Source organism: Massilia sp. CMS3.1 (assembly GCF_051262535.1).
Classification (GTDB): domain Bacteria; phylum Pseudomonadota; class Gammaproteobacteria; order Burkholderiales; family Burkholderiaceae_D; genus Telluria.
Map to the genome: position 1 here is coordinate 46,931 of NZ_JBIMES010000011.1, position 18,771 is coordinate 65,701.

The 18,771-nt window shown below is 65.8% G+C and carries 15 protein-coding genes and 1 pseudogene; 7 read left to right on the forward strand and 9 right to left on the reverse strand.

Going from position 1 to position 18,771, the window contains the following annotated elements:
- Positions 1–32: 32 nt before the first annotated feature.
- A complete protein-coding gene (locus ACHAC9_RS17680) occupies positions 33–1,256 on the forward strand; it encodes a DUF1565 domain-containing protein (RefSeq protein ID WP_435761755.1) in 1,224 nt (407 codons plus the stop codon).
- A 60-nt stretch (positions 1,257–1,316) separates the two neighbouring features.
- Here the strand turns inward: ACHAC9_RS17680 and arsC are convergent, their stop codons facing one another.
- Positions 1,317–1,664, reverse strand: coding sequence for an arsenate reductase (glutaredoxin) (gene arsC / locus ACHAC9_RS17685; RefSeq protein ID WP_435761757.1), 348 nt, complete (start codon positions 1,662–1,664; stop codon positions 1,317–1,319).
- A gap of 188 nt (positions 1,665–1,852) precedes the next feature.
- Between arsC and ACHAC9_RS17690 the strand changes: the two genes are divergently transcribed.
- A complete protein-coding gene (locus ACHAC9_RS17690; protein WP_435761759.1) occupies positions 1,853–2,479 on the forward strand; it encodes a 1-acyl-sn-glycerol-3-phosphate acyltransferase in 627 nt (208 codons plus the stop codon).
- Positions 2,480–2,483: 4 nt separating this feature from the next.
- Here ACHAC9_RS17690 and ACHAC9_RS17695 read toward each other — a convergent pair whose 3' ends face one another.
- From ACHAC9_RS17695 to ACHAC9_RS17715, 5 genes are all read right to left on the reverse strand, one after another.
- The gene (locus tag ACHAC9_RS17695) at positions 2,484–3,029 is read right to left on the reverse strand and encodes a GNAT family N-acetyltransferase (RefSeq protein ID WP_435761761.1); all 546 of its coding nucleotides are present in this window, start codon (positions 3,027–3,029) and stop codon (positions 2,484–2,486) included.
- Positions 3,030–3,062: 33 nt separating this feature from the next.
- A complete protein-coding gene (locus ACHAC9_RS17700; RefSeq protein WP_435761763.1) occupies positions 3,063–4,889 on the reverse strand; it encodes a DUF1302 domain-containing protein in 1,827 nt (608 codons plus the stop codon).
- 12 nt (positions 4,890–4,901) lie between these two features.
- Positions 4,902–5,051: a hypothetical protein gene (locus ACHAC9_RS17705; protein ID WP_435761765.1), complete on the reverse strand. Its 150-nt coding sequence runs from the start codon at positions 5,049–5,051 to the stop codon at positions 4,902–4,904.
- Between the two features lie 62 nt (positions 5,052–5,113).
- Positions 5,114–6,760, reverse strand: a complete 1,647-nt coding sequence (locus ACHAC9_RS17710; RefSeq protein WP_435761767.1) for a SulP family inorganic anion transporter — start codon at positions 6,758–6,760, stop codon at positions 5,114–5,116.
- 46 nt (positions 6,761–6,806) lie between these two features.
- Entirely contained in the window at positions 6,807–8,276 is a 1,470-nt protein-coding gene (locus ACHAC9_RS17715; RefSeq protein WP_435761769.1) for a diguanylate cyclase, read from the reverse strand.
- Positions 8,277–8,444: 168 nt separating this feature from the next.
- On the opposite strand from ACHAC9_RS17715, the gene ACHAC9_RS17720 reads away from it, so the two are divergent.
- The 3 genes from ACHAC9_RS17720 to ACHAC9_RS17730 are packed head-to-tail and all read left to right on the forward strand — an operon-like array spanning position 8,445 to position 10,715.
- Complete coding sequence (locus ACHAC9_RS17720; RefSeq protein WP_435761771.1) at positions 8,445–9,410, forward strand: SDR family oxidoreductase; 966 nt, start codon at positions 8,445–8,447, stop codon at positions 9,408–9,410.
- Between the two features lie 27 nt (positions 9,411–9,437).
- Positions 9,438–10,472, forward strand: coding sequence for a Ku protein (locus tag ACHAC9_RS17725; protein WP_435761773.1), 1,035 nt, complete (start codon positions 9,438–9,440; stop codon positions 10,470–10,472).
- Between the two features lie 3 nt (positions 10,473–10,475).
- Complete coding sequence (locus ACHAC9_RS17730; protein WP_435761775.1) at positions 10,476–10,715, forward strand: hypothetical protein; 240 nt, start codon at positions 10,476–10,478, stop codon at positions 10,713–10,715.
- A 370-nt stretch (positions 10,716–11,085) separates the two neighbouring features.
- On the opposite strand, the pseudogene ACHAC9_RS17735 reads toward ACHAC9_RS17730, so the two are convergent.
- A pseudogene (locus tag ACHAC9_RS17735) lies at positions 11,086–12,613 on the reverse strand (catalase).
- A gap of 136 nt (positions 12,614–12,749) precedes the next feature.
- Positions 12,750–15,398: a DNA ligase D gene (ligD, locus tag ACHAC9_RS17740; RefSeq protein ID WP_435761778.1), complete on the reverse strand. Its 2,649-nt coding sequence runs from the start codon at positions 15,396–15,398 to the stop codon at positions 12,750–12,752.
- 232 nt (positions 15,399–15,630) lie between these two features.
- Here ligD and ACHAC9_RS17745 point away from each other — a divergent pair, with 232 nt between their 5' ends.
- On the forward strand, positions 15,631–15,969 hold the full coding sequence (locus ACHAC9_RS17745; protein ID WP_435761780.1) for a hypothetical protein: 339 nt from the start codon (positions 15,631–15,633) through the stop codon (positions 15,967–15,969).
- Positions 15,970–16,106: 137 nt separating this feature from the next.
- Positions 16,107–17,054: a D-2-hydroxyacid dehydrogenase gene (locus ACHAC9_RS17750; protein WP_435761782.1), complete on the forward strand. Its 948-nt coding sequence runs from the start codon at positions 16,107–16,109 to the stop codon at positions 17,052–17,054.
- Positions 17,055–17,057: 3 nt separating this feature from the next.
- Here the strand turns inward: ACHAC9_RS17750 and ACHAC9_RS17755 are convergent, their stop codons facing one another.
- Positions 17,058–18,614 carry a histone H1-like repetitive region-containing protein gene (locus ACHAC9_RS17755; protein WP_435761784.1) on the reverse strand — a complete coding sequence of 519 codons (1,557 nt, stop codon included), beginning with the start codon at positions 18,612–18,614 and terminating at the stop codon, positions 17,058–17,060.
- Positions 18,615–18,771 lie beyond the last annotated feature (157 nt).

The following is an 18,771-nucleotide window of genomic DNA, read 5'->3' on the forward strand; positions in this document are numbered from 1 at the left end:
GCATTGGTGTCCGCCGTCCACGAGGTTCCGCCATGTCCGGTCCAGCGAATCGTTCCGCCAATCCATTGTTCGCGGTATTGTTCTGCGCCATCCTGCTGGTGCTCGATGGCTGCCGTCTGAGCGAAGGCTCGTCCGAACAATTGGTCATTCCCGAAGTCGTGCGTACTAACCTGTTTGTCGCGCCAAACGGTTCGGATGCCAACCCGGGCACCCAGTCCGAACCCTTCCGCACGATCGGGCGCGCCGCCCAGGTGGTCACCTCGGGCACGACCGTGTACGTGGCGCCGGGCATGTACACGGGCGGCTTTCGCACCAATGTCAGCGGCACTGCCGAAGCGCGCATCATCTTCGTGTCGTCGGAACGCTGGGGCGCGAAAATCGTCCCGCCGCTCGACTCGCGCACCACCAGCGCCTGGGACAACCGCGGCAACTACGTCGACATCGTCGGATTCGATGTCGATGGCTTCCAGTACCAGAGCGGCACCAAATGGCTCAGCGGCATCTACAACGGCGGTTCCTACAATGGCATCCGCCACAACCACGTGCACCATATCGCCCTCGACGTGCCCTGCGAGGCGGCCGGCGGCGCGGGCATCGGCGTGGACAGCTATTACAAGGGCAAGCACGGCGAGGTCATCGGCAATAACGTGCACGACATCGGCCCCCCCGAGTGCCGCTTCCACCACGGCATCTACGTCAGCACCCAGGCGCGCGTGCGCAGCAACGTGATCTACCGCATCTCCGGCGCCGGCATCCACCTGTGGCACGACGCCCAGCGCGTCGACATCACCGGCAACACGGTGTCGACTTCCGGTTCGGGCATCGTCGTCGGCGGGGGCGACTTCTATTATTCGAAGGGGCCGAACGACAACACGATCGTGGCCAACAACATCGTCTTCGACAACAAGCACGGCATCCTCGAGCAAGGCGCCACGGGCGCCAACAACCGCTACGTGCACAACCTGGTGTTTCAGAACAGCGTCAGCGACTGGCGCCTGCCGCCCGGACGCCAGCATGTGGGGACGGTCGCGGCCGAACCGGTCTTCCTCGAATACAGCCGCACCGGCACGCCGGATTTCCGCCTCAGCAGCCGCTCACCCGCGATCGGGCGCGGCATGGTGGTCGAGACCCCGGAACCGGACTTCGAGGGGAAACAGCGCAGCGTCGGAACCGGCTTCGATATCGGCGCTTTCCAGCACGAGCAACTGCCGGACGCGGAGCTGTCCCGCAACGAGGACCCCGACGGCGTACGCTAGTTCGACGCCTGGCGCTCGCCGGGCGTGCTTGACACCGGCTGCACAGCGGTGACACGCCACCTACAATATTTCGCGCACCGTCTCCGACGGCCTGCACAGCCGCACGCCCTTCGGCGTCACCACAAAAGGCCGGTTCATCAGCACCGGATGCGCCAGCATCGCATCGACCAGGGCTTCGTCGCTCACATCGGCGGCGTCGAGCCCGAGTTCCGTATACAGGCTTTCCTTGGTGCGAATCGCGTCGCGCGCATGCAGACCGGCCGCGCCGAGCATGCGCACCAGCTCCTCGCGCGCGGGTGGCGCGACCAGGTAATCGACGATGTGCGGCTCAACACCGGTGTCGCGGATTGCGGCCAGCGTGCTGCGCGAATGACTGCAGTGCGGATTGTGATAGATCGTGATGTCCATGATGATCGAAGGGGCAAAGGGCCGCCATGATACGGCCCGGCCATGTAACAGACCAGCTTTTTTCCTTGTCGCTCTTGCCCTGGCCCTATAAAATTCCTCGCTTCGTTTTCCGCATGGTAACGATAAGTTCTCGCATGAGTAGCAACACATAACAAGAGGCCGCTTTCACGCGGCACGACGGAGAAAAGATGAGCGACACCCTGATGCATCCTGCGGCCTTACAAACCTGGGGCCAGCGCACCGCGCTGCGCCTCCTGAACCTGGCCGGCTGGAAGCTGCGCTACCGGCCCCTGCCCGGCCCGCACGGCATCGCTGTGGTGTACCCCCACACCTCGAACTGGGATTTTCCGATCGGCCTGCTGGGCAAGTGGGCCCTGGGCCTGAACTTTCGCTGGCTCGCCAAGGACTCGCTGTTTCGCGGTCCGCTGGGCGGCATCATGCGCTACTGGGGCGGCGTGCCCGTCGACCGGCGCGCGCCGATGGGTGCGACGCGCCTGCTGGCCGAGAACATGCTGGGCGAGCCATGGTGCTGGGTCGGCATCACGCCGGAAGGCACGCGCGGCTACCGTCCGCACTGGAAGAGCGGTTTCTATCATCTCGCGATGGCCGCCAAGGTGCCGCTGGTGCTGGTCTACATTGACTACAGCAGGAAGGAACTGGGCCTGGTGGACTTCATGACGCTGACCGGCGACCAGGACGCCGACATGGCGGCCATCGCCGCCGTCTACCGGGACCGCCATGGCTTCAATCCGCAAGACGCGGCGCCGATCAAGCTGGCCCCGCCCCATATCGGCCCCGATCGGCGCAAGCCTTGACAGCTCACCCCTGGAGCACGCCCTTGCGCTCGCGCACGAACATGGTCTTGTACCAGATGGCCGTCGCGCGCCAGGCGCCGCTTGGTGTCGCGCAATATTCCGGCAGTTCGCCCACCCGCGTATAGCCGAGCCGCGCGTACAGCGCTTCGGCGTTTGAACCCGCCTCGGTATCGAGGAACAGCAGGCCGCGGCGCAGCGCGAGCGCCTGCACCTCCGCCGCCTGCATCATGCTTGTCCCCACACCGGCGCGCCGTGCGCCGCTGTGCACGAGCAGCTTTTGCACCTCGGCGCGGTTGCTGCCATTGGGCTTCATGCACAGGTCGAGCTGCACCGTCCCGACCAGCACGTGGTCGCGCCAGCCGGCCAGCAGGATGCGCGAGCCGGCCTCGACCGCCCCCGCCACTTCGCGCCAGTAGGCATCGGCCTCCGTCTCGGCGAGCGGCATGACGAAGCCGACCGAGGCCCCATGCGCGACCGCGTCGAGCAGCAGCGCGCGCAGCGGCAGTGCATGGGCCCTGACGCCGGCAGCGTCCAGCATGTTGACCTGCATGTCGTTTTCTCCTCGGTCGTTCCTGTACATGGATTAAAAACGCACCCCGGCAGCGAGCGCCGCGACGTCGCGGTCGGCGACCTGGTTGTAGTCTCCGCCCCAGTTCGGCAACCAGGCAAGTTCAAGCAGGTAGCGCTGGCGGTACTCGAAACGCCATGCCAGGTTCGCCGTCTTGCGGCCTTCGTTGAGCAGGAAGTCGCCGGCCCAGCCTTTCAGGTCGTGGGCGAACGTGAGGCTGGCACTGCCGGCCAGCCCCTGGACCAGCACCGGCATCCGGGCGTCGAAGCGCACGCGGTAGCCGTAGCTGTTCCTGGTGGCGTAGCCGCGCAGGCTGCACTGGCGGACGGCGTCGCCCGTGGTGACGGTGCAGGCGCCGGCCACAGGCCCCACGCCGAAGATATCGGCCCGGCCGTAGCGCCGCACGGCGGGGTCAGGCAAGCCCGACACATGCTTGCCGACGACTTCCAGGCTGGCCGCCAGCACGGCTTTGCCGACCTGCCACTCGCGCCCGGCCCCCAGCTGCAGCTGCGACATCGCGTACAGGTCATAGCCGTGGAACAAGCCGCCCGGCGGCACCGCGTTGGCGCTGGCGCGCAGCAGGGCCGGCGCGCTCGCGTTCAGGAATGGCGGCAACACGTCGCCCGGCGCGAGCATGAAGGGGACCCGTGGCCGATAAGACGCTTCGCCATACAAGCTGGTGCGTTCGCGCTTGTGGGCGAAGGTGAGCGCCGTGAGCGCCAGGCCTTCCACGTACTCGGTGAAGTAGGCCATGTTGCGCCCGTCCGGGTCGCCCGCGACCAGCGCCGGGCCACCGACGCGCGTGCTGCGGCGCAGGCTCGGCAGCGCGGTGCGCGCGTTGTAGCGGGCATGGTAGAGGCCGATGTCCAGCCCGAGCGGCACGGACTTCCAGGTCAGGCCCAGCCCGTATTCACCCTGCTCCACCTCCGGGGTCGGCAGGCGTTTCATGGTGGCGCCAAGCCCGATGCGTGCGCGGTCGCTCACCTGCGGCTGGCCCGACATCACGAGGTCGCATCCCGGCGTCAGGTAGTCGGAGAGGGACCACAGGGTGCCGCACATGTCGAGCGCGGTCGGCGTGTGACGACGCTGGTAGTACGCTTCGACGGCGAACGCCGGGTCGAGGTCGACGCGGCCGAACAGCATGGGCGCGGCGACCCGCATTTCCTGGGGCACGGCGCCAGCCCGGCGCAGTGCCGGCAAATCCTTCGGATTGAGCGCTTCGAGTCCGCCCGGCGTGCCGGCCATGCCAGGCCGCTCGCCCCAGTTCAAGGATTGGCGGCCGAGGCGCGCCGTGTAACGGGGCCCAGCCGGCCCACCCTGTGTGCTGTACTGGAGCCAGGCGTCGCCCAGGCTTACACCGGAAAAGCGCGACCGGCGCGGTGAGCCGGCGTCGCTCAGCGGCGCATCGAGCGCATACCCGTTGGCGACATTGCCCCACGGGCGCTTGCGGTCCTCCAGCGCGACGTCTTGCCAGGCCTTGACGCGCACCAGTGCCGACCACGCCCCTTCGCGCGCGCTCAGGTCGAGATACGCCTTGAGCGCGGTCGATGCCGCGTCGCCCCGTGCGTAGTTCATGTTGGCGTCGTCGGCATTGCCGCCGCTGCCAAAGCCGGCCAGGCCAATGGCGCTGGCGTTGACGCCGGTGAGCAGTTGCGGATCGCGCTCTTCCAGACGGACCACGGAGCCGAAGGTGATACGCCCGCCCGTCTTGAACTCGGCCGCGTGGGCGATGGGCAAGCTGGCCAGGGCCAGTGCCAGGACAACGCCACGGCGCCGCAGTGGTGCCGGTGTCTTACGCGTGCGGGTCCCGGCCCCGCGCCGGGAAGGAGCGAGCGTGGTCATGGCGCATTCCGCTCAAGCGCAGGGGCGTGCCAGCAAACGCTTCCAGAACACCAGCTCGAAGGCGCCGGCGGCCACGAAGAACAGGAGCGAGCCCTCGTTCAGACCGGCGATCCACAGGATCGTGGCGATCAGCATGCATGCGAACGTAATCAGGCGATGCATCGCACTCTCCCAGTAATTGATTATTCGCAAATACTGCCACACCCTTTGCACTGCCGCAATGCTTAACGCATGACGCCGCCTGCAGACAACGAATCCCAGGCCATGGCCGTGCTCAGGAACAGTGTGCCGTTCAGCGCCTCGAGCAGCTCGCTGCGCTTCAGGCGGTCCATGACCGGCCCCTTCACTTCGGCCAGGTGCAGGCCGATGCCGCGCGTGCGCAGCATCGCGTTCAGTTCGCCCAGCGCGAACAGCGCCGAGGTATCGATCGCATTCACCGCCGACAGCACCAGCACCAGGTGGCGCGTATCCGGGCGCGCCGCAATCTCGTCTTCGACCCGTTCGTTCACCGCCTCGGCATTGCCGAAAAAGAGTCCGGCATCGACCCGCAGCAGCAGCAGTCCGCTTGCCGTCTCGGCGGTATGGCGCTCGATGTTGCGGAAGTGCTCGGTACCCGGAATCCGCCCCAGCACCGCGATATGCGGCCGGCTGGCGCGCCAGATCAGTGCTCCCATCGACAGCGCGACGCCGACCACCACGCCGGCCTCGACGCCCAGCGCCAGCACGCCGGTGCCCGTCGCCACCAGCGCGGCCGCGTCCGCCCGGTCGTAGCGCCAGGCGGTGCGCAAGGTCGAGGTATCGAGCATCCCGAGCACGGCGACGATGATGGTGGCGGCCAGGGCCGGCAGCGGCAGCAGCGCCAGCCAGCCGGTGGGCGCGATCAAGGCGAGCGACAGCAAGCTTGCCGTGATCAGGCTGGCGAGCTGGGAGTTGGCCCCGGCCGCGAAGTTCACCGCCGAGCGCGAGATGCTGCCGGTGACGGGAAAGCCGCCCGTCAGCGCGCTGCCCACGTTCGCCGCGCCCAGGCCGATCAATTCGTAATTGCTCTGCAGTTTTTCGGCACGCTTCAGGGCCAGGGTTTGGGCGCCGGACATGCTGATCAGGAAAACCATGAAGCCGATCAGGAGCGCCGGCTGGATGAGTGCCTGCCAGTGTTCGTTCGAGGTCGCCAGCCTCAAGAGCGGCAGCCCGGCGGGAACGCTGCCCGTGGTGCGCACGCCAAGGCTTTCCAGGCCCAGCAGCGGCACCAGCGCGGTGGCGCCGACGACGACGACCATTGGCGCGAGCTTGGCGCCGATGTCGGCTACGACCGAACTGAGCCCGAAACGGCGCAGCAGCGGCGCCAGGGCGCTGCGTGCCGCCAGCAGGAGCAGCAGCGACGCCCCGCCGAGGATTGCGCTGGGCAGGTGCAGCGAGGGAAACGGCGCACCGAGCAGTGCAGGCAGCTGGCCGAGCGCGATCACGATCGAGGAGCCGATGGTGAAGCCGCTCATCACCGGGCGCGAAAAGAAGTTGGCGATGAAGCCGATGCGCAGCAAGCCGCAAGCGAGCAGCACCAGGCCGGACAAGAGGGCCAGCTGGGCGGCAAGGGTGGCATACAGGGGCGTACCGGCAACGGCCAGCGGGGCCAGGGTCGAGGCCGTCATCAGCGAGATGATCGCCATCGGACCCACGGACTGGGTGCTGCTGGTGCCGAACAAGGCATACAGGACGGGCGGGACGATGCTGGCGTAGATGCCGACCACGGGCGGCAGTCCGGCCACCAGGGCATAGGCCATGCCCTGCGGGATCATCATCATGGCGACCACCACGCCGGCGCTGATATCGCCGGGCAGCATGGCGCGCCGGTAGTGCCTCAACCAGTGCAGCATTGCTCGTCCGTTTCAAAAGGGCAAGGGTAGCCCCCGCACACCACCCTCACCCCATCGCCAGCTCAACGCAATTGCGCCCCGCCCGCTTGGCCCGCCCCAGCGCAGCATTCACCCGCACCGTCAGCGAATCGGCACTCTCGTGCTCGCCCAGCTGCGCCACCCCGAGGCTGATGGTGACCTGGTCGACACCCGGCATCGCGGTCGCCTCGATCGCCAGGCGCAGTTTCTCGGCCACTTTCAGGCCGTCGATGGCGTTCGTGTGGGGCGCGATGACCTGGAATTCCTCGCCGCCGGCACGTACCAGCACGTCGCTGGCGCGCACCAGCTTCTGGGCGGCGTCGGCCACTGCGCGCAGTACCAGGTCGCCGACCGGGTGGCCATAGCGGTCGTTGACGCCCTTGAAGCGGTCGATATCGAAAGCGATCAGGGCCAGCGGCAGCTTGTAGCGGCGCGCGCGCTTGATCTCTTGTTCGAGCAGGCTTTCGCCGTGGCGGCGGTTCGCCACGCCGGTCAGCGCGTCGAGCGTCGACAGGTGGGTCACGCGCACCAGCATCTCCTCGCTCTCGCGGTTCAGGTCGGCCATGCGCAAGCCGACGGCCGCCAGGTCGGCAATGTCGGCCAGCGCATCGAGCTCGTCGCGCGAAAAGTTGCGCGCCTCGCGAAACAGCAGGCACAGCGAACCGCGCGGCGTGCCGGGACCGTTCGACGGAATTGGCAGCGCCAGCACCATCTTGACGCCGTGTTCGCGCAATGCTTCGCTGAGCGCCGGCTCGCCCGCCTTGTCCAGGTCGTCGAGCAGCGCGATCGTATTCCCGGCCGCCGCCAGGAGGCCAGGAAAAGCGTGCCGCAGCGGCGACTGCAGCAGGCGCTCGGCGCGCCCCAGCACCTTCGCCAGGTTCAGGCTGCGCTCGCCACTCTGCGCCTGCAGCTGGAGGTCACCCCCCGGCTGCAGGTAGAACAGCGCCGCATGGGTCACGCCCGGCCAGCTGCACAGGACCTGGCACAGCCGCTCGGCCAGCCCCTCGAGTTCTTCCCCTTCGTCCAGTGCGCGCCGCACCCGCGCGCGCAAGGCCTGCAGCGCGTCAAGCTCTTGTTCGCGCTGGCTGGGCGGCGCGGCCGGCGTCGGTCCGCCCCCGAGACGCGCGCGGATCGCCTCGCGCAGGGCGTCGGCGCCAAGTGGCGCGATCGCGTACTCGACCGGGCCGCAGGCCATCAGGGCCCGCAGCCAGCGGGCATTCGCGAACGGGCACAGGATCAAGGTCGGGGCGCCGGCGCGCGCCGCCACCAGGCGCGCCAGGCCTGCATGGTCGAGCTCGGGGTCGAAATGGTCGAGATCGATGACGAGCAGGTCGCTCGACGCCAGGCCGGGGCTCGCCAACGCGGCATCGGCACTGTCGAGCAGCGCCAGCGTACTGAACTCGGCACCGCAAGCGGCCTCGAAATCGGCACGGCGCCCGGCCGCCGGGTTGACGAACAACCCGGTAGTTGGACCTTGCGGCGCGACCTGCTGGGGCATGGTTTTCTCCTTGACATGCATATTTGTTACATAACGATGCTGATTTTGACATAAATGGCCCTGTCCGAACAGGCGAAGTGGCGTCCTGTGTGTGCGAGCGCACCGTCGCGCCGAATTGTGCGCCCGATACTGAAGCGGTCTCGAACATGCAAAGGAAGGAAGCGCGCGATGGCCAACCAGGACGATGTAGCGAACCACCAGAAGGCGATTCAGAACCGCCAGGACCAGATCGATGCCAGCGGCAAAGCGGAGGAAGGCAGCAAGCCGGTGCAGATCGGCGCCGAGCAGCCGGTGCCGCCGATGCCCGGGCAGCACCTGGCCAAACCGGGCCTCGAAGCGCAGATGGACGTCAAACCGCGCTTCATGGCCGAGAACTACAAGGGCAGCGGCAAGCTCGAGGGACTCGTGGCCATCGTCACCGGCGGCGACTCCGGCATCGGGCGCGCGGTGGCGGTACTGTTCGCGCGCGAAGGCGCCGACGTGGCCATCCTTTACCTGAACGAACACGAAGACGCCGCCGAGACGCAGCGCTGCATCGAGGCCGAAGGCCGCCGCTGCGTGACGATTGCCGGCGACGTCAAGGACATGGACTTCTGCCAGCAGGCGGTCGATGCGGTGTTCGGCCAGTGGGGCCGACTGGACGTGCTGGTGAATAACGCCGCCTTCCAGATGCATGCCGACTCGCTCCTCGACATCACCGAAGAACGCTTCGATGAGACGATGCGCACGAATATCTACGGCTACTTCCACATGGCCAAGGCCGCCCTGCCCTACCTGAAGCGCGGCGCGGCGATCATCAACACCGGCTCGGTGACGGGCATCAAGGGTTCGAAGCTGCTGCTCGACTATTCGAGCACGAAAGGCGCGATCCACGCCTTCACGATGTCGCTCGCGGCGAACCTGCTCGATAAAGGCATTCGCGTCAACTGCGTGGCCCCGGGCCCGGTCTGGACCCCGCTCAATCCGGCCGACCAGTCTCCGGACAAGATCGTCCACTTCGGCGAGAGCACCACCTACGGCCGCGCGGCCCAGCCGGAAGAACTGTCGCCGGCGTATGTGTTCCTCGCGTCGAACGCCTGCTCGAGCTATATCACCGGCATCGTGCTGCCGGTCACGGGCAGCGTCGGCGAATAAAGCACACAACAACAAGGAGAATCGCAAATGGCACGCAGCATGTGGAAAGGTGCGATCAGCTTCGGGCTGGTGCACATCCCGGTCGATATGTATCCGGCAACCAGCAACAAGGGGCTCGACCTGCACATGCTGGACCGGCGCGATTTTTCGCCGATCGGCTTCAAGCGCTACAACAAGAACACCCAGAAGGAAGTCGGCTGGGACGACATCATCAAGGGCTACGAATACACCGAGGGCGAATACGTCGTGCTGTCGGACGAAGACCTGCGCCGCGCCAACCCGGAAGCGAGCCAGACGATCGACATCCTGGCCTTCGTCGACGCCGGCGACGTGCCGCTCCTGTATTACGACCAGCCGTATTACCTCGCGCCGGGCAAGGGCGGCGACAAGGTGTATGCGCTGCTGCGCGACACCCTGAAGAAAGTCGGCAAGATCGGCATCGCCCACGTCGTCATCCGCGTCAAGCAGCACCTCGCCGCACTGCACTGCGTCGGCAACACGATCGTCATGAACACCCTGCGCTATGCCGACGAGATTCGCGACCCGCGCGAACTCAAGATCCCGGCGAAGAATGCGAAGAACGCGATCAGCGACAAGGAACTGAATATGGCGATGGCCCTCGTCGAGGGCATGAGCGAGGACTGGGAGCCGGATCAGTACAAAGACAGCTACCGCGAAGACGTGATGGCCCTGATCGAGAAGAAGGTCAAGGCCAAGCAGACCAAGACCATCACGATGCCCGATCCGGAGCAGAAGCCGGCCAAGGCGACGAATGTGATCGACCTGGTAGCGCTGCTGCAGGCGAGCCTGGGCAAGAAGCCGGGCAAGGCGGCTGCGGGCGATGACGACGATGACGACGAACCGCCACCGCCGAAGCGCGCGCGCAAGCCGAGCGAGGAAGCCCAAGACGAGAAACCGGCGCCGCGCGCAAGCAAGACAGGCAGCGCCAGCCGCGAGGCTGTCGCCGCCAAGGCCGCGCCGAAGCGCGCCACTGCGGCCAAGGCAAGCCAAGCCGCAGCCCCGGCAGCCAAGGCACCCGTTCGCCGCAGGAAGGCAGCCTGACTGATGGAGGGACTTCTCGACTTCCTCCAGTGGCCCGCGATGGTGGTCAGCCTGTACGCCGCCTTTCTGATCGGCTCGAAAAAAGCCGGAAAACGCGTCTTCGGATTCTGGATGTTCATCCTCAGTAACGTCCTGTGGATCATCTGGGGCGTGCATGACGAAGCCTGGGCCCTGATTTCGCTGCAGGTGGCGCTAATGGCCATGAACGTGCGTGGTATCTTCAAGAACGAATCGCAGGGCTAAGATCGTGCAGCCGGCAATGCAGCAAAATACATTCAACCGGACGGCATGTCGCCGTCCACCAACAAGGAGGTTTCTATGCGCAAGATGATCATGATGGCAATCGCAGGTTTCATCTGGAAAAAAATCCAGGCAAAGATGAACAAGCAGACCTATAACGGCACGACCGGCACGCGCCGCTATTGACCGTAGGCGCACGCACGTTTGTGCCGCACGCAGGCGCCGTCTCCACGGCGCCTTTTTTACGCGACTTGCTTATTCGCATCGATGCTTGCCTCGGACGCAAGCTCGACTAAGCGACGGGCCGCGCGGTCTGCGCGGTCCGCAAAGAAACGGCGCCAGGGCTTGAGCCCGGCGCCTTTTTTTTTGGCGCTTACTCCTTCAATGACGCGGCCAGCGCGGCGATCTTGCCCGCGTCGCCGCCGACCGCTTTAACCAGGCGCTTGCCGTAGTCGGCATCGGCCTTCCAGAAGTGCGACAGCATGGTGTTGCGGCTGTCCGCATTCGTTACACGCTTGAGGTCGCCCGACAGGTTGGCGATCAGGTCGTCACGGTCCTGCGCGCCCAGCGAACGGTAGAACTCGCCTGCCTGGCGGAAGTTCATGGTCCGGGCGATGCGCTCCTGCTGGGTGCTGCCGGTCAGCGGCAGCTTGCTGCTGCGCGCGTTCGCATCTTCCTTCAAGGGCGCCAGGCGGCTCGGCTCGTAGTTGACCAGACCCTTGCGGTTGCCCGTACTGGATGCGCCATCGATATGGTTGTTGTTGACGGCCACGACCGGCTTGTTGATCGGGAGCGACTGGAAATTCGCGCCGAGGCGGTGGTGCTGGGTATCGACGTACGAGAACAGGCGGCCTTGCAGCATCCGGTCTTCCGAAGCTTCGATGCCCGGCACCAGGTTACTCGGTCGCCTCGAAGAAATTCTCCGGAACCTTGTTCAGGACCATGGTGCCGACCTTGCGCTCCGGGATGCCCGGCCAGATCTTGGTCGCGTCCAGCGGATCGAAGTCGAACTTGCTCAATTCTTCCGGTTTCATGACCTGCACCGTCAGGTCCCACTGCGGGAACTTGCCGGCATTGATGGCGCCGTACAGGTCGACGGTGGCGTGGCTGGTGCTCTTGCCCTGTACCACAGGAATGTCTTGCGGACGCAGGTTGCGCTCGCCCTGGCGCGACTTCCATGCAAACTTGGCATAGACATAGTCGCCCCGCGCGTTCACCAGCTTGAGGGCGTGAACGCTGCTGCCGTTCATTTCACGGTAGGTCGCCGGGGTGCCGTAGTTCGAATACACACGGGTCAGCATGTGGGTCGCTTCCGGCACGTGCGAGAAGAAGTCGAAGACACGCTCAGGCTCCTGCACGTTCGAGATCGGCGAAGGTTTCAGGGCGTGGATCATGTCCGGGAACTTGATCGCGTCCCGGATAAAGAAGATCGGCAGGTTATTCCCCACCAGGTCCCAGTTGCCTTCCTGGGTATAGAACTTGGTGGCGAAACCGCGCGGATCGCGCGTCGTCTCGGCGCCCGAACGGCTCGGGATCACGGTCGAGAAACGCACGAAGACCGGGGTCCTGGTGTTCTTGGCGAACAGCTTCGCCTTGCTCAGGTCCGACAGATCGTCGGTGGCGGTGAATTCGCCATGGGCGCCGGTACCGGTCGCGTGCACCACGCGCTCCGGGATGCGTTCGCGATCGAAACGCTGCAGCTTTTGCACCAGGTGCACGTCCTGCAGCAGCGTTGGACCGCCGGCGCCGGCAGTCTGGCTGTTCTGGTTGTCGCCAACCGGCGCGCCGTTATCCTTGGTCAGGGTCTGGGCCTGGACGTCCTGCGAGAGGGCAATGACGCCGGAGGCCAGGGTCAGCGCGCACAGTGCAGCGCGGCCAGCGGCGGGAGATGTCAGTTTCATAGATTATTTCTATCAATGTTTCATAAAGGATAGTTACCGTATCCGCAACTGAAGCATAGAAGAAATTAAATATATCTATGTACTTGATAGTTTTTCCCAAAGACGCCCTGGACCGCCGCCTGCTTTTCAAGCCCGATTACACCGGCCCGGCATACCCCAGCTGCTTCATCGCCACCGTCAGGGTCTTGGCCGCCTTCGCATACCCCTCCCACGGATCGTTGCCCTGGTCCAGGCGCGTATGCGCGTTCTTGACGCTCCACTGGTCGCTCGACTTCAGGGTGCTCAGTTCGTCCCAGGAGAGCGGCACCGAGATGCCCAGGCCAGGGCGCGCGCGCGCCGACCAGGCGCAGACGGTGGTTGCGCCCTGGCCGTTACGCAGGTAATCGATGAAGATTTTGCCGACCCGGTTCTTGGCGCCGCTCTTGGCCGAATAGCGCTCCGGGAAGGTCGTCGCCAGGTGGTTCACGATGGCCTGCGAAAAGCCCTTGACGGTGTCCCAGTCCTTGCCGCCCTTGATCGGCACCACCACGTGCAGGCCCTTGCCGCCGCTTGTCTTCAGAAAAGCCGGCAGGCCGAGTTCCCCGAGGAAGGCGCGCATCACCTGGGCCGCTTCCTGCATCGCCGGCCACTCGGCGCCCTCGCCCGGATCGAGGTCGAATATCATGCGGTCGGGTTTGTCGTAGGACTTGCCGAATGCATTCTGGGTGTGGAACTCGAGCGCGTTCCACTGCGCCGCCGACAGGATGCCGGCGATGTTAACGACCGTGAGCATCGGCGGATGCGCCGGGTCGAGCGCCTGGTCCATGTGCTTTACGCCGGGCAGCTTCTTGATATCGGCGTGCTTCTGGAACACCAGGTCGCCCTTGATGCCCGACGGCGCGCGCACCAGCGACACCGGGCGGCCCTTCAAGTGTTCCATCATCAGTTCGCCGACCAGGGCGTAATAGCGCACCACGTCCATCTTGGTGGCGCCGCTCTCTTCGTCGACGACACGGTCGCCGTTGCTGATCTTCAGGGTGGCGGGCAGCTTGCCTTCGAAAGTTCCCGACCCGGTCGATGCTGGTTCAGCCTTGTCACTCGTTTCGATTTCCTCGACAGGGGTTGGGAGTTCACGCGTGATGCCTTGCGCCGGCTTGTCGGTGCGCAGGCCCTGGAATACGGGGTGGCGCACCGCGCCGGCGCTGGTCCACTCCGAAAAGCTGACTTCGGCGATCAGCTCGGGCTTGACCCAGTGGTGCTTGCGCCCGGGGACCGCGCGCGGCGGGAACGGGCTGACGTCGGTATCGAGCGCTTTCAGTTTGGCGGTAATGTCGCGCAGGCTCTCTGCATTGAACCCGCTGCCGACATTGCCGGCGTAGCGCAGCACGCCCTCTCCATCGTAGGTGCCCAGCAGGAGCGAGCCGATGCCGGTGCGCGAACCCTTGGGGTCGGTATAGCCGGCGATCACGAATTCCTGGCGCTGCCCGCATTTGAGCTTGATCCAGTCGGGCGAGCGGCGCGACACATAATGCGAATCGCGGCGCTTGCCGATCACGCCTTCCAGGCCGATCTTGCAGGCGGCGGCGACCAGCCCTTCCGGATCGGTGCCGAACTCGGCGGAGAAGCGCAGCATCTCGGACGCCTCCGCCTGGGTCAGCGCCGCTTCGAGCAGCGCACGCCGGTCGACCAGCGCCACCTTGCGCAGGTCGTAGCCGCCGAGGTAGGGCGCGTCGAAGATGAAGTAGACGATGTCGGCGCCATTGCTGCCGTCGAAAGCGAGCTGCAGCATGCCGAAATTCGGCCGCCCGTGGGCGTCGTGCACGACGATCTCGCCGTCGTACCAGCCGTCCGGGAGCTTTAGCCGCGCGATTTCCTCTTGAATCGGGCGCAGCTTGTCGGTCCAGTCGTTATTGTTGCGCGTGATGAGACGCACTTCGCCATTCTCGATGCGCGCGAGCATGCGGTAACCGTCGAACTTGACCTCGAACACCCATTCTTCCGGGTTGCCTGGTGGGCTGTCGACCAGGGTTGCCAGTTCAGGGGCGAACTCCTTCGGCGGCGGCGCCTCGATCGCCCCTTCGGGCAGGCCGGGGTCCTTCGCCTGGGCGGCCGCTTTCCCGGCCTTCGTGGCCCGTCCCTTCTTCGCCACGCCTGCCGGCTGCTCGTCTGCCGCGGCGGCTGTCGCCTTGCCCTTGACCTTGGCCTTGGCCTTGACCTTGACCTTGACCTTGGCCGGCAGCTTCTCGTTCGTACCCGGCATCGGCAGCGCTTTGACGCTGTCGGGCATCTCGTCGACGACCGAGAACTCCTCGGCAGGACGCGTGTGCTCGTCTTTCTCCTTGATCAGGAGCCAGGCTTCCTGCTTTTCGCCGCGGCCCTTCATGCGCACCAGTACCCAGCGGCCGTGCATCTTGTGGCCACGCAGTTCGAATTTCAGGTTGCCCTTGCGATAGCCCTCTTCCGGATCGCCATCCGGCGCCCAGGTGCCCTTGTCCCAGATGATGACCTTGCCCGCACCATACTGTTTTTCGGGAATGGTGCCCTCGAAATCGGCATACGAAATCGGGTGATCCTCGACGTGCACGGCCATGCGTTTGTCGTGGGTGTCGTAGCTCGGGCCTTTCGGCACGGCCCAGCTTTTCATGGTGCCGTCGAGCTCCAGCCGCAAGTCGTAGTGCAAGCGGCTGGCCCAGTGCTTCTGGATCACGAACGTGAGCGCGTCTTGTCCCGCCTGGCCGCCTTCGGCGGGTTCCGAGGTGATCGAAAAATCGCGTTTGGATTTGTAGAGCTTGAGGGCGTCGGGCATGACAACTCCTGCGTTATTCCAGTAGGGCCAGTGTAGTCAGGGATTTTCCAGGGAACTGTACGGCAGCTAACGGTCGTGCTCCCGGGTGCGCTGTCGCGAACGCGGCTGCGGATTGTAACGGGATGTAATTCGCGTCAACCCTGTCGGTACGGCCCGCGTTATTGGGCACAGCAGCACCTGGAATCCGAGCATCGGTTCCGACACATTTCCCACTCCTTAAGGAATGACCACCATGAGCAAAATCGTCGCTACCCTGATTGCCGGCCTGTTCGCTACCTCGGCATTTGCCCAGAGCACCGCCACCCAGACGAGTACCCCGGCCATCAAGGCAGAAGCCAAGGAAGCGAAGGAAGTGGCGAAGGCCGATGCCAAGGTAGAAAAGGCCTCGGCCGAAGCGAAGGCTGACGTTGCCGAAGCGAAAGCAGACGCGTCCAAGGACAAGGCCAAGGCCGTCAAGAAGGCCAGCAAGAAAAAGGCCGAAGCGAAAGCCGACGCCGCGGAAGCGAAGGCCGAACACAAGGCCGATACCGCCGCCCACGCTGCGCATGCGACCACGACCAGCACCAAATAATTACAGGCCGCTCGAGCCCCACCATAGCCCAAAAAAGACAGGGTCCGCCCTGTCTTTTTTTCGCCCGTTTTTTAGCAGATTCCCAACTTTATCAAGCGCATGCCCTACAATATGCGCACCCATTCACGGAGCGCGCCATGCACAAGATCGTCTTCCTCGACCGCGACAGCTTGCTTGCCAAGGTAAGGCGTCCCGCTTTTGACCACGACTGGCAGGACTTCCCGGCCACCGCGCCCGACCAGGTCGCCGAGCGCCTGCGCGGCGCGACGATCGCCGTCACCAACAAGGTGCCGTTGAATGCGGAGGCGCTCGACCAGCTGCCGGAACTGCGCATGGTCGCGGTGGCTGCCACCGGCACCGACAACGTCGACCTGGCCGCCTGCCGCGCGCGCGGCATCCTTGTCGCCAACATCCGCAATTATTCGGGCGTTTCGGTGCCGGAGCACTGCTTCACGCTGATGCTTGCCCTGCGCCGCAACCTGCGCGCGTATGTCACCGACGTGGAAGCCGGGCGCTGGGAGCGCTCGAACCGCTTCTGCCTGCTCGACCACCCGATCGGCGACCTGGCCGGCAGCCGGCTCGGCATCATCGGCTACGGCGCCCTGGGCCGGCGCGTGGCGCAGATCGGCCAGGCGTTCGGCATGCGCATCGCCACCAACTCGCGCTCGAAGATCGACGAACCCGGCGTGACGCAGCTGGAGCTGGACGAATTGCTCGCCACGTCGGACGTCATCAGCCTGCACCTGCCCTTGACCGACGCCACGCGCCACCTGATCGGCGCGCGCGAACTGGGCCTGATGAAGCCGACCGCCCTCCTGATCAATACCGCGCGCGGCGGCCTGGTCGACGAGGATGCGCTGGCCGAGGCGCTGATGCGGCGCACGATCGGCGGCGCGGGCTTCGATGTGCTCAGCAAGGAGCCTCCATCGCAGGGCAATCCGCTGCTGGGCCTGCGGCTGCCGAATTTCATCCTGACGCCGCACGTGGCCTGGGCCAGTGCCGGCGCGATGCAGACGCTGGCCGATATGCTGGTCGATAACATCGAAGCGTGGGAAGCCGGACGCGCGACCAATCTGGTGGGGTGAGCCTTACTGCAAGCGGATCGCCATGTCGAAAATCCATGTACGGCGAATTTCGACCACATCGTACTGGCGTGCCAGCGCCGGCGGAAACGCGCCGTAGGGCGCCTGGCTGCTCACGACCTGCCGTATCGCCTCGTCGATCGCGGGCACGCCGCTGGAAACCACGAAGGTCACCTTCTCGACCGAGCCGTCGGCACGGATCGCCACCGTCACGATCGGCTGGGTGTGCGGCTGCTTCACGACCTCGCGCACCGTGTCGAAGGCCATGTTCATTTCGATCTTGCGGCTCATGGCTTGCGCGTACAGGACCAGGTCGGCATTCGGATCGGCGCGTCCGAACAGCCAGCCGCGGCGCAGGCTGGTGGTCGTGGGCGTCGTGGGTGGGGCGTCGCGCTGGGCGGCTTCCTGATTGAGCTGCTTGCCGATCGCGCGCAGGCGTTCCTCGCGCTCCGCCTCCTGCGCGGCGCGCTCGCGTTGCGCCTGCGCTCCTTTTGCCTGTTCCTGTCGTGCCGTCTCCTGCTTTGCTGCGTCTTGCCGGGCCGCCTCTTGCCTTGCCGCGTCCTGGCGGCTTGCCTCCTGGCGTGCTGCTTCTTGCCTTGATGCGTCCTGGCGCGCTGCTTCTTGCCTCGCCATTTCCTGGCGTGCTGCCTCTTGCCTTGCTAACTCCTGGCTTGCTGTTTCTTGCCTCGCCACGTCCTGGCGTGCTGCCTCTTGCCTCGCCACTTCCTGGCGCGCTGCTTCTTGCCTCGCCATTTCCTGGCGTGCTGCCTCTTGCCTCGCCAACTCCTGGCGTGCTGTCTCTTGCCTCGCCACTTCCTGGCGTGCTGCTTCTTGTCTTGATGCGTCCTGGCGTGCTGCCTCTTGCCTTGCTAACTCCTGACTTGCTGCCTCTTGCTTAGCTGCCTCCTGGCGTGCTGCCTCTTGCTTGGCTACTTCCTGGCGCGCGGCCTCGGCCCGTTCCACTTCCTGTCGCGCGGCGACTTGTTGCGCCTGCTCGAGCTCTCTTGCCTGTTCCTGCTGCACTACCGCGCGACGCAGCGCGTCCTGGCGGTCCACTTCCTGTCGTTCGGCATCCAGGCGCGCCGCCTCCAGCGCGATCTGTCGCAGCCGCTGCGCACTCTGCTGTTCCTGCTCGCGCCTGTCCTGTTCGGTCCGCTCCCGCGCCGCGTCGTTCGTTTTGCCAGGTTCAGGCAGTTCGCTCACTTCGGCGGGCGCGCTGGGCGCCACCACCGCTACAGACGCTTGCGCCGCTGTTGCAGCGGCTAGGACCGGTGCTGGCGGCGGCGCGGGATTGGCAGGGATCGGCGCGGGTGCGGGCGCCGGCATGGTGATCGGCGTCGCGCTGCGCTCCGCCGCCTGTTTCTGAACTGCGACGGGTGGCGTGTCGGCCGTGGCGGCGGGTGCGGGAGCCGCCGGCGCAAGCACGATGCGCAAATCGTCGGCGCCCAGGCGCCGCTCTTGCCAAGGCAAGCTCAGCCCGGGAAGGCCGAGCCCCTGGCCACCCACGGCGACGCTGAGCAGCAGTGCATGCGCGAGCAGGGACAGCGAGACCGCCGTGCCCAATCGCCTCGGGCCCCGATCGGCGGAGCGGACAGGTGTCGGGTCCGGGCCCGCCGGCCCAGGGGCGACGTCGGGGTCAGCGGACGGCGCTTGTGTGTCTGGCTGTGCGAGCTGGAGCGATTTGGGCATTGGGACGGGTGCGGAGATGCCAACGAGGCAA